The 11184-nt window shown below is 69.2% G+C and carries 12 protein-coding genes; 1 reads left to right on the forward strand and 11 read right to left on the reverse strand.

The genetic code is table 11. The features are described from left to right. The 5 genes from VGT06_02330 to nuoI all read right to left on the reverse strand — a co-directional run. On the reverse strand, positions 1–692 hold a 692-nt coding region (locus VGT06_02330; GenBank protein ID HEV8661971.1), incomplete at its 3' end, for a hypothetical protein. Positions 693–936: 244 nt separating this feature from the next. Then, positions 937–1605 carry an MBL fold metallo-hydrolase gene (locus tag VGT06_02335; protein ID HEV8661972.1) on the reverse strand — a complete coding sequence of 223 codons (669 nt, stop codon included), beginning with the start codon at positions 1603–1605 and terminating at the stop codon, positions 937–939. A 13-nt stretch (positions 1606–1618) separates the two neighbouring features. Further along, a complete protein-coding gene (locus tag VGT06_02340; GenBank protein ID HEV8661973.1) occupies positions 1619–3004 on the reverse strand; it encodes an MmgE/PrpD family protein in 1386 nt (461 codons plus the stop codon). 39 nt (positions 3005–3043) lie between these two features. Next, positions 3044–4246: a 2,3-bisphosphoglycerate-independent phosphoglycerate mutase gene (locus tag VGT06_02345; protein ID HEV8661974.1), complete on the reverse strand. Its 1203-nt coding sequence runs from the start codon at positions 4244–4246 to the stop codon at positions 3044–3046. Between the two features lie 9 nt (positions 4247–4255). After that, positions 4256–4771, reverse strand: coding sequence for an NADH-quinone oxidoreductase subunit NuoI (gene nuoI, locus VGT06_02350; GenBank protein HEV8661975.1), 516 nt, complete (start codon positions 4769–4771; stop codon positions 4256–4258). A 147-nt stretch (positions 4772–4918) separates the two neighbouring features. Between nuoI and VGT06_02355 the strand changes: the two genes are divergently transcribed. Further along, positions 4919–6160 carry an MFS transporter gene (locus VGT06_02355; GenBank protein HEV8661976.1) on the forward strand — a complete coding sequence of 414 codons (1242 nt, stop codon included), beginning with the start codon at positions 4919–4921 and terminating at the stop codon, positions 6158–6160. Here VGT06_02355 and VGT06_02360 read toward each other — a convergent pair. The 6 genes from VGT06_02360 to VGT06_02385 form a co-directional block, all read right to left on the reverse strand. Further along, positions 6147–7022: a DMT family transporter gene (locus VGT06_02360; protein ID HEV8661977.1), complete on the reverse strand. Its 876-nt coding sequence runs from the start codon at positions 7020–7022 to the stop codon at positions 6147–6149. The two genes, VGT06_02355 and VGT06_02360, sit on opposite strands and share 14 nt — an antisense overlap. Then, positions 7012–7734 carry an HAD family phosphatase gene (locus VGT06_02365; GenBank protein HEV8661978.1) on the reverse strand — a complete coding sequence of 241 codons (723 nt, stop codon included), beginning with the start codon at positions 7732–7734 and terminating at the stop codon, positions 7012–7014. The genes VGT06_02360 and VGT06_02365 overlap by 11 nt, the downstream gene beginning before the upstream one ends. A 75-nt stretch (positions 7735–7809) precedes the next feature. Further along, positions 7810–8571 carry a glucose 1-dehydrogenase gene (locus VGT06_02370; protein ID HEV8661979.1) on the reverse strand — a complete coding sequence of 254 codons (762 nt, stop codon included), beginning with the start codon at positions 8569–8571 and terminating at the stop codon, positions 7810–7812. Between the two features lie 23 nt (positions 8572–8594). After that, complete coding sequence (locus VGT06_02375; GenBank protein ID HEV8661980.1) at positions 8595–9959, reverse strand: glutamine synthetase family protein; 1365 nt, start codon at positions 9957–9959, stop codon at positions 8595–8597. A gap of 238 nt (positions 9960–10197) precedes the next feature. Further along, positions 10198–10848, reverse strand: coding sequence for an outer membrane beta-barrel protein (locus VGT06_02380; GenBank protein HEV8661981.1), 651 nt, complete (start codon positions 10846–10848; stop codon positions 10198–10200). A gap of 27 nt (positions 10849–10875) precedes the next feature. Continuing rightward, positions 10876–11184 (reverse strand): tetratricopeptide repeat protein (locus VGT06_02385; GenBank protein ID HEV8661982.1); only part of this gene is annotated, 309 nt, incomplete at its 5' end.

Consider the following 11184-nt stretch of genomic DNA (forward strand, 5'->3'; position numbering starts at 1 on the left):
GAGTCCCACTCTGAGGCCGGCCCGAACTCGTCGTGGAGGGCATGGAGAATCTCGTCATATGCCTTGACGATTGGGATGTTTGGCCGCACAAGTTGCACGTCGTGCAATGCGGCGCATCCGGTATCGGAACAATGCCACAGCGGCAATTGAAGGGTGGGAGGGATCCACCGTGATTCCGCGGATTCAAGTATACCCAGTGGACCAGAAATGTAAGGGCCGAGCTGAAAGACACCTTGGGGTGTGCCCTCCAAGAGGCCCTGAACCTCCGGGGGCATGAGATGATCTGTCCGGTTGGACTGATTCAGATCGTTGAAACGGTCGTAGAGCAGGCGCCCCAAGCGGTGCGGCAGACGAACCCGCCCGCCTAGCAACTCTTGCTTAAGAAGGGCGAGGACGCCCTCGACAGCGGACACCTGCCAGTCGAATACGAGTTCGTGGTAAGCAAACACACAGAATAGCGAGAGAAGAAAGTCCGCCTCTGGTGTAGCATCGCGCACCCTCTGGACTCTAGAAGTCAGTATTTCCCCGTATTCTGTTGGCACGAGCAGCTGGGTCCAACTCCCATCGGCCACATAGCCTTCTGGGTAGACCACGTTGTTCCAAAACTGGCTGAGCCAATAAAGTCGTTCAAGTCTCTTGAGATCAGGACGCGTCTTAAGAGACTCGTCTACTTCGCGCGAAGATTTCCACATTGCCCAATCCCCTTTGCGGCAGTCTTTTGCGTCGCTTCGAACACGGCTAGCTAATCACAAACAAGCAGACCTATCTAATGCCTTAGGTGCCGGCAGGGATGCACTCTATTTTCTTGGCCTGGGGTCGGGTTTCTGAGTGCAACCGCTTGACGGCTGTCACGAGCTGGTCGGCCCGGCTACGGACGCCAGCCGATCCACGGTTCACGATATGGGTGCAGATCGTGGTGGCAGCCTCCTTTAGAGCCTAGGTGGCCGCGAGGATCTCCACACAGTGATCCGGCAAGAGCGCCTTAAAGCGGCGGGCATCCTCCGCGCTCCCCACGATCGCCCCGTAGTGCATGGGGATGGCGACCTTGGGCTTGAGAACCCGGCAGGCCTCTGCCGCCTCCTCCGCCGTCATGACGTAGGTCCCGCTGACCGGCAGGAGCGCCACGTCCACCCCGTGCAGGCCCCGGATCTCGTCCGTCAGGTCGGTGTCCCCTGCGTGGAAGACCGTCACCCCGTCCAGGGTGATGACGAGGCCCACGCCCCCCGCGTCCTTCGGATGGAAGGGGACCCCCGGCGCCCGAAACTTCGTGAGGTTGTATGCCGGGATCGCACGGACCGTGAGCCCCTCAAGGCTGAGGCTCTCCCCGGGCGCGAGGACGCGGGTCTGCTTCGCCGGGACCTGCCCCTTCACCTTCTCGTGGGCGCCCCGGCTCGCGAGGAGCACCGTGCGATCCGGTGCTACCACCCGCAGGAGATCCTCCGGGCTGCAATGGTCGTGGTGGTCATGGGTGACGAAGCAGTAGTCCCCGGCGGGCCACTGCTTCTTCGGGTCGAGGCGGTAGGGGTCAATGTAGACCGTCCGGGTCCCGGCCAGGCGGAACCCGTCGTGCCCCGTCCACTCGATCAGGATTCCCCCGTACTCCATCCCCCGTCCCCCCCTACCGGCCCGGCCGCAGGAGGCGGACCAGTTCCCGGACCCGCGGAAGACGCTCGAGCCGCCAGACGGCCTCCGCCGCCGTCCGGGCCTTCGCCTTCGGCAGACAGAGGGCCGCGCACTCGCTGAACTTCGCTTCGATCTCCTCCCGGGACATGGGTCGGGCCGGGTGGCCCCGGAACACGTCGGCCGTCCCCCGGATCACCCGCCCGTTCCGCAGGCGGATCTCGAGCGAGGTCCGCATCCGGTCGTAGCCGAGCCGCTCGATCTCAGGGTCGAGCACGTGCTCGATCCGCTTCATGAGGGCCACGGTCCGATGGTCCCGAACCCACCGGTCCTTGAACTGGGCGATCCCGGCCTTCCCGGTGAGGAGGCCGATCGCCATGCAGAAGGGGAGGCTGAACTTCCCCTCGAGGGCGGTGGTGGGCGCGCTGTAGATCAGGGCGTTGAGGACGTGGGAGTTGGTCCCGACCCGCATCCCCTCCACATCGTCAGCCGCGAAGCGGTGCTCCCGCATGAGGTCGAAGAGCAGGTCCTGGGCCGGGTGGGACAGCGACCCGGAGGGGTAGGGCTTGATGGAGATCCCCGGCTCCTCGAAGAAGAAGGGCTTCCCGAGCTTGCCGCGGATCTTGTCCGGGTCGAAGCCCCCGGCTGCGGCGCTGTAGAACCCGCGCTTGGCCTCGAGGATGTTCTTCGCCGCGGTGAAGCCGCGCCGCGCGAGCCGGGCCGCCACCACCCCGTTCTCCGCGGCCCGGCCCACGTGGTAGGGCTTGGTCATCGTCCCGAAGGACTCGCGCAGCCCGGCCGCCATGCTCCCGGCTATCCCGAGCGCGCGGAGGACCGCGTCCTCGTTCAGGCGGAGGAGCTTGGCCGCCGCGGCCGCCGCGCCGAGGGTCCCGATCGTCCCGGAGGAGTGGAACCCGGCCTGGTAGTGGCGGGGGTTCACCGCATCGGCGATCCGGCACATCACCTCCACCCCCACCATGTAGGCCAGGAGGAGGTCCCGCCCCGAGGCGTTCCCTGCCTCGGCCAGCGGCAGCACAGCCGACAGGGCCGGCACGGTGGGGTGGGTCAGGAGGCCGTAGACGCTCTCCTTGCTCGTGGCGAGCTGGGTGTCGTCATAATCCATGGCGTGCCCCCCGGCCCCGTTGGCCAGGGCGGCCATGTGGGCCGGGAGACGGAGGGGGGTGCCGAGGACACTGGCCTCTGGCTTCCCGCCCGCCTCCCGGAGGTGCGCCTGGATGATTCGGCTCCCCTTCTCCGTGGAGCCGGCCAGTGTCACCCCCAGGCCGTCCAGGAGAAAGCCCTTGGCCAACTCCCGCGTCCGCTCCGGAATGTCGCTCATCCGGAGCCTCAGGATGAAGTCGGCAATCTCCCTCGTGACGCTCACGGTCCCCACTCCTTTCTCGGACGGCCTGGAACTGGGGGGTCAGGCGCCGAACTTCGTGAGGCGGCCGGCGTGGGCCAGCATCAAGGGGAGGAGTTCCCGTCCAGGCAGATGCCCCAGGCCGCCTCCCGTGCAAGGGCGCTCGCCGAAGGTTGCGACGGTATCGGGGCGACAAGTCTTCGCCCAGAGAAGAACCGGGACCGGGTGCCAGGAATGGGCGCGCAGGGCGGCCGGCGTGGAGTGGTCTCCGGTCACGGCCAGGACGTCCGGCCGGAGGGCCAGCAGGGCCGGGAGGGTGCGGTCCACCTCTTCGATGGCCCCCACCTTGGCGGCGAAGTCGCCGTCCTCTCCGGCGGTGTCGGTCCGCTTGAAATGGATGAAGAAGAAATCGAAATCGCCCCAGCGCTCCCGGAGCGTGGCGAGCTGGTCCGCGATGGTCGTCCCGGTGGGCAGGATCTCCATCCCGGCCAGGCGGGCGAGCCCCCGGTACATCGGGTAAATGGCAATCGCGGCGGCGCGAAGGCCGAAGCGCTCGCGGAAGGTGGGAAGGGCAGGGTGGCGGGCGAAGCCGCGAAGGAGAACCATGTTCGCCGGATGGTGGTCCCGGAGGGCCGCGCGGGCCTTCTCCACGAACGCGTTCACGACCCGGGCGCTCTTCGCCGCCTCGGGCGTGAGCGGTTCGGCCTTGAGCGGCACCTGCCCGACCTGCTGCGGGTCGGTCTCGCTGACGGCGTCCGAGAGCCCCTCCCCCCGGAAGAGGACGACGAAGCGGTGCTCCCGGACCGGCCGCACGGTGACCTCGGCCCCGTCCACCGTGATGGTGTCGAGGAGCGCCGAGAGGGTCCGGCAGGTGGCGTCATTCACGCGCCCGGCCCGCCGGTCGGTGACCCGCCCGGCGGCGTCCACCGTGCAGAAGTTCCCCCGGGCCGCCACGTCCTGCGGGGTGACCGGCAGGTCGATCCCGAGAGCCTCGAGGATGCCCCGCCCGATCCGGTGGGTGAGGGGATCGTAGCCGAAGAGGGCGAGGTGCCCCGGTCCGCTCCCGGGGGTGACCCCGGGCGCCACCAGGGTGAGGAGGCCCGTCACCCCCTCGGCCGCGAGCCGGTCGAGGGTCGGCTTCGCCGCCGCCTCCAGCTCCGTGGGCCCGCCGGCCTCCCGGGGAAGCCCGCCCAGACCGTCCAACACCAGCAGGACGAGCTTCGTCTCGGCCGGGATGGCCAGCTCGCGAGCCAGGTCGGCCCCCATCCCCTCCCCCTAGTGATGCTCCTCGCCGGCTGCGGCGCCTTCCTCGGCGTGGAGGGCTTCCTCCCTCAGCCGGTTGAGGACCTCGGGGCGCTGCTTGGCCGCGTCCCGGACGCTCAGGAGCAGCCGGTCTTTGCCGTAGACGAAGTCGTCGCGGGAGTAGGAGCAAAACTCGTAGTCCTTCCCCAAGTAGATGGCATCCTCCGGGCACGCCTCCTCGCAGTAGCCGCAGAAGATGCAGCGGTACATGTGGATCTTGTAGACCTTGGCGTACCGCTCTCCGGGACTTACCCGGCGCTCGTCCGTATTCTCCGCCGCCTCGATGTAGATGGCATCGGCCGGGCAGGCGACGGCACACAGCTCGCATCCGACGCACCGCTCCAGGCCATCCTCGTCCACGACCAGGAAGTGGCGCCCCCGGTACCGGGGGGAGAGGGGGATCCGCTCCTCCGGGTAGGGGACCGTGGTCGGCCTCCGGAAGAGGTGCTTGAAGGTGGTGAACATTCCCTTGAGGATCTCGAAGATCATGGCGCTCCTGCCTGCTCAGGCCGGCCCGGCGGGAATGTTTTCCCGGCCGTCAGATCATAGCACGGACGAGGGCCGGGGGCGAAGCGCTTGCGGGGGGCCGCCCCCCGTGCCATGATGCTCGCAGCCCGCCTACACCGAGGAGGCGCCGTGCAGCGGTGGGGGCTCCTCGCGCTCCTGTGCGCCATCAACCTGCTGAACTACGTGGACCGGTACGTCCCCTTCGCCGTCTTTCCCCAGATCCAGGCCACCTTCGCCCTCTCGGATACGCGGCTCGGCCTCCTGGGCTCCGCCTTCATGGTCATGTACCTGTTGGCGGCGCCGGTCTTCGGTCCTCTCGGGGACCGCTGGCGGCGCGGGCCGCTCATCGGCCTGGGCGTCGCCCTCTGGAGCGCCGCCACGGTGGGGAGCGGGCTCGCGAGGTCCTACGGGCAGCTCCTCACCACGCGGGCCCTCGTCGGGATCGGCGAGGCGTCCTTCGGGACGGTGGGCCCCACCCTCATCGCCGACGCCTTCCCGCCGGAGCGGCGCGGGATGATGCTGAGCGTGTTCTACGTCGCCATCCCGGTGGGGAGCGCCATCGGCTACCTGATCGGGGGGCTCATCGGGGAGGCCTGGGGCTGGCGCGCCGTCTTCTACGTCGCCGGGCCTCCGGGGCTCCTCCTGGCGGCGGCTGCCTGGATGCTCCGGGAGCCGGCTCGAGCCACCTCGCGGGGGGCGACCGGCGCGCCGCCGGGGACCCGAGCGGCCTTCCGGTCCCTCATTTCCAACCGGTCCTATGTCCTGAACACCGCGGCGATGACCTTCATGACCTTTGCCCTGGGGGGCTTCGCCGCGTGGCTACCCACCTATTTCATCCGGGTCCACGGCCTCTCGCTCGGGGTGGCGAGCCCCGCCATCGGGGGGGTTACAGTGGTGGCCGGCCTTGGCGGCACGCTACTCGGGGGCTGGTGGGGGGACCGCCTCCTCCGGCGGACGGGGAAGGCCTACTTCCTGGTCTCGGGCTGGGGGCTGCTCCTCAGCGTGCCGGGCGCGCTCCTGGCCATTGCCGCGGGAGACCCGTGGCTCGCCCTCGGCGCCATCTTCGTCGCCGAGGTCCTGGTCTTCCTGAACACGGGGCCGCTCAACGCCCTCATCGTGGCGGTGACCGCCCCGGAGATCCGGGCTCGGGCCTTCGGCCTCAACATCTTCGCCATCCACGCCTTCGGCGACGCCCTCTCCCCGGCCCTGCTGGGGCACGTCTCCGACCTGACCGACCTGTCCACGGCCCTCACCCTCCCCGCCTTTTTCCTCGCGGCGGCCGGGCTCCTCTGCCTCTGGGGGGCTCGCGGCCTCCCGGCCGACCTGGCAGCCGCCGCCTCGGAGGAGTCCGCGCGGGCTACCGCCGGGTAGTGAGGAAGACCCCCGCCAGGACCACCGCCCCACCGACCAGGTGCCCTCCCCGCAGTGTCTCGCCCACGAGGAGGGTGGCGAGGAGGACTCCCACGAGCGGGCTCAAGTTCATGAAGACCACCGACCGGCTCGCGCCCACGGCCCGCACGCCGGCGTAGTACCAGACGTGGGCCAGGCCCCCCAGCAAGGCCTGGAACAGGATGATGCCCCAGGTCAGGAGGGAGGCGTCGAGGAGCGGGGCGAGGGGGGCCTCGAGAAGACTAATGGGCACCAGGACGAGGGCGGCCACGGTGTAGGCATAGGTCGTGGCGACGGCGGGGGAGTAGCGCTTGAGGACCGTCCGGCCGTAGATCGTGTAGGCGGCCCAGCCGACCTGGGACACGATGAGGACGAGGTCCCCACTGTGGAAGGAGCCCCGGAGGAGGCGGCCGGGCGCACCCCCGCTCACGATCAGCAGGACCCCCAGGACCGAGAGGGAGACGCCGGCCCAATTGACGGGGCGGAGGGCCTCCTTGAGGAAGACCGCCGAGACCACCGCCACCATGACGGGGGCCGCCGCCTGGATGAGGGAGGCGTTGATGGCGGTGGTGAGGTGGACCCCCACATAGGTGAGGGCGGTCCCCAGGACGTACCCGCTGAAGCCCAGGAAGAGGAATGGGACGAGGTCCCCCCGGCCCGGCCGGACCGCCCGGCGGTCCGGGAGGAGGATCAACCAGAGGAACGGCGCCGCGAGGCTGAACCGCAGGGCGACGAAGGTGAGCGGCGGGATCTCGCGGAGGGCCAGCTTGGTCAGGGGGAAGTAGGACCCCCACATGGCCGTGACGAGGATGAGGAGGAGGTAGGCCCCCCGGTCAGACAGCACCCGGGGCCTCCCCCAGGCTTGCGAACCACCGCCCCAGCTCCTCCGGCGCCAGGTCGGCCAGCGCCGGGACGGCGCGGTCGGCCTCAGCCGCCAGACGCTCGACCGCGTACGTGCTGGCCACCCCGATCACCCGCATCCCCGCCGCCTTCGCGCCCCGGATCCCCTCGAGCGAGTCCTCCAGGACGAGACACTCTGCCGCCTGGACCTGGTCCACGCGGCGGGCCCCTCCGTTGATGCCCGCCAGGGCCCGGAGGAACGGGGCAGGGTGGGGCTTCCCCCGCTCCGTATCCTCCATCGCCACCAGCGCCGCGAAGCGATCCCGGAGACCCGCCTGGCGCAGCACCCACTCGATCTCCCTGCGTGGGGCCCCCGAGGCCACCGCCAGCCGGTACTGGCGGGAGACCGCGCGGACGAGGTCGGCGGCTCCGGGAGCCAGCGGCGGCCGGGCCGCAACTGCCTCCAGGTAGTAGCGGCTCTTGCGCGCCACCATGGCCGCCACCTTCGCGACGGCGGCCTGCCGGCCCGCCGCGGCCAGGGCTTTGGCGAGGACGGCGGTATCGCTCAGGCCCAGGTAGCCTGCCTCGTACGCGGCGGCCGGCAGGGTCACCCCCTCCTCGGCCAGGACGCGCTGGTAGAGGTTGAGGACGAGCGGCTCGTCGAGGCAGAGCGTCCCGTTGAAGTCGAAGATGAGGGCCTTCAGGGTCGTGGTCATGCGGCGAGCAAAATGCCGGGCGCGGCCGGCCCGAGAGGGGCGGCGGTGGCGGCAGCCCGGGCGCCACCGCCCGACCTACTGCACCGTGAAGCCGCCGTCGGCGATGATCTCGGCCCCCGTGATGTAGGAGGACTCCTCCGAGGCCAGGAAGAGGGCCACAGCGGCGATCTCCCGGGGCTGCGCGATGCGCCCCAGGGGAATGGCCTCCTCGAACGACTTCCGCTTGGCCGGATCGGCCAGGTAGGGGGCCTGCATGGGGGTCTCGATGATGCCGGGGTGGATGATGTTGCACCGGATGTTCTGCCTGGCGAACTGGATGGCCAGCGACTTTGTGAGGGAGATGAGGGCCCCCTTGGCCGAGGTGTAGGCGTCCTGCGCGACGGTGAATCCGCAGAGGGCCGAGACGGACCCCACATTGATGATGGAGCCCCCCCCGCTCTCGATGAGGTGCGGAATCCCGTGCTTGCAGACGAAGAAGGGCCCCTTGAGGTTGATGGCCATCACCCGGTCCCAGTTGGCCTCCGTGGTCTGCAGGACGGACCGGTCCCGATCCTTCCAGAGGACGCCGGCGTTGTTGTAGAGGACATGCAGGGCCCGGAAGCGACGCACCCCCTCCCCGATCATCCGCCCGACATCCGCCTCAACCCCCACATCCCCCTGGACCGCGAGCGCTTCTCCCCGCGCCCGTTCCACGAGCGCCACCGTCTCCTTGGCGGCCGCCTCGTTGATATCGGCCACGATGACGCGGGCCCCCTCGCGGGCGAAGAGGACCGCCGCCTCCCGCCCCTGGCCCATCCCGGCCCCGGTGATGAAGGCGACCTTCCCCTGCAGTCGCATCCCGCTCTTCCCCCCGCGCCCGGCTAGATGCGCTCGAAATTCCGCCAGAGTTCCCAGCAGGTCACGACCTTGTCCTGCGCCTCCAGCTCCAGCCGCGCCGTGTGGAGGTAGTGTTCCACCACCTTCTCGCCGAAGGCCTCCCGGGCCGCCGTGCTCCGCTCCAGCTCGGCGATGGCCTCGCGGAGCGTCGCGGGAACGCGCGGGATGGTGGCATCGTCGTAGGCGCTTCCCTGGAACATGGGCGGAGGCTCGAGCTTCTTGGCGATGCCGTCGAGCCCGGCGGCGATGGTGGCGGCAAAAGCGAGGTAGGGATTGGCGTCGGCTCCCGGAATCCGGTTCTCCACCCGGAGGCTCTTCCCCTCCCCCACCACCCGGAACCCGCAGGTCCGGTTATCCCGGCCCCAGGCCAGACGGGTCGGCGCAAACGAGCCGGCCTGGTAGCGCTTGTAGGAGTTCACGTAGGGGGCGTAGAAGATGGAGAGCTCCCGGGCCAGCGCGATCTGGCCGGCCAGATAGCGGCGGAAGAGGTCGGAGCCGGCCTCCTTTCCCTTCTCGGCGAAGAGGCTCTTCTTGCCGGCCTTGTCCCACAGGCTGCTGTGCAGGTGGAGGGACGAGCCGGCGTGGCGCATATCGTACTTCGCCATGAAGGTGATGGAGCCGCCCTGCTGCCCGGCGATCTCCTTGACCCCATGCTTGTAGAGCACATGGCGGTCGGCCATCTCGAGCGCGTCGGCGTAGCGGAGGTTGATCTCCTCCTGCCCGCAGCCCCACTCCCCCTTGCTGAACTCCACCGGGATGCCCGCCCCCTCCATCCCGTTCCGCACCTCCCGGATGAAGAACTCCTCCTTGGTGGTCTGGAGGATGTGGTAATCCTCCAGGTAATAGCCGATCGGCTCCAGGTCGTGGTACCGCTTTTTCCGCGCCGCCTCGAAGGAGTCCTTGAAGACGTACAGCTCCAGCTCGGAGCCCATCATGAGGCGGTAGCCAGCGGCGGCCGCCCGGTCGATCTGCCGCCTGAGGATCCGGCGCGGGGACTCCTCCACCGGCTCCCCCTCCTCCGTCTCCAGGTCGCAGAGGACCAGGGCCGTCTTCTCCAGCCAGGGGATGCGCCGGAGGGTGGTGAGGTCCGGGACCGCCTTGAAATCCTGGTAGCCGGTCTGCCAGGAGGCCAGCGCGTAGCCGGGGAGCGGTTCCATGTCCGCGTCCACGGTCAGGAGGTAGGCGCAGGCGTGCACGCCATGCCCGCCGACCTCGTCCAGGAAGAAGCGGCCCGTCACCCGCTTCCCCATGAGGCGGCCCTGGTGGTCGGGGAACGCCACCAGGACCGTGTCGATCTCCCCTTTCCGGATCAGGCCCTCCAGGGTCTTCCGGTCAAACTTCGCGGGCACGGCGATCCCCCTTTCGCGGTTCGCGCGGCTGCGCGGGGCGAAGAGGCCCTCCCGGCGTTTTCCTGTCGAGGCGGGCGACGCGCATGAAGTGGGCTCGGTGGGATGGGGAGGGGCAAAGCGCCCGGGAAAGCGGCCAGACGGTACCACACGGCGGGAGAGGATTCAAGGGGCGTGCAGCCCCCGCGCCCGGCCGCTGCCGACGGGCACCCGCAGCTATCGGCGGGGAGCGAAAGCTCGCCTAGAACGAGAAGTGATAGGCGATGCCGCCGTAAACCTGGTTGATCTTCAGCTCGATGTCCTCGGTCCCCCCCGTGATGTCGAGGGTGAGCTCGGAATAGGTGAACTTGTACTCGGCAAAGACCGCGATATTGGGCGAGAGGAAGAGCTTGAAGCCGGCCAGGGCGTGCAGGCCAAAGTCAGCCACATCTTCCCTGACGCCGAGCCGCTCTACTGCCACCGCCAGGATCGCCGGACCTGCCCCCAGGTAGAAGTACGCCCGCCGCATCGGGTCTCCCTCGGGGAACCCGAGCGGGATTCGCCCCAGGAGGTGGAACCCGATGGCGGTGATGTCCATGTCCGTGGCGACCACGCTGAGGCCCGACGCGACTTGGGCGGGAATGTCTGCCTTGTAGCCGGAGATGTCCAACTCGATTCCGAGCGACCGAGTGACGTCCGACCAGAGACCGAACTTCCCCCCGAACACGACGGACTCATCCACGGTGACGCCGCTTGCACTCAGAGGCGGCGCCGTGTTGTCAGTAATCTTCGCGTCGAGCGGGAACGTGGACCCCAGGTAGGCCGCGACATACGGTTCCGCCCGGGCGACCGCCGGGATCCCCATCGCCACAAGGAAGAGGACGAGGCCAACTCGCCAGCCGCGATGCCGCATTGCGCCCTCCGTCGCTCTGCTGCTAGACTAGAAAGGAAGCTTCCTCGCCCAGTAACTCTCCGGGTAGCGCTCCCTGAGCGTCTTCCAGCCTGCGACCAGCGCCTCCCGGCTGCCGCTCTCTTTGTACTCGGCCACGGCGTGCCAGTACTGGGCCTGGGGCGCGTGCACGCTGTGGGGCGCCTCCCGCAGGACCCGCGCGAACTGCTCCTTGGCCGCGGCGTACTGCCCCTGGTCGAACGCCGCGAGGCCCCGGGCCACCCGGAACTCCGGGACAAACTCGTCCGGCGGGACGAACCCCACGGTGCGGTAGTGCACGCCGCCCTCCGGGTCCAGGCA

Origin of the sequence: Candidatus Methylomirabilis sp. (assembly GCA_036000645.1) — a bacterium.
Taxonomy (GTDB): Bacteria; Methylomirabilota; Methylomirabilia; order Methylomirabilales; family JACPAU01; genus JACPAU01.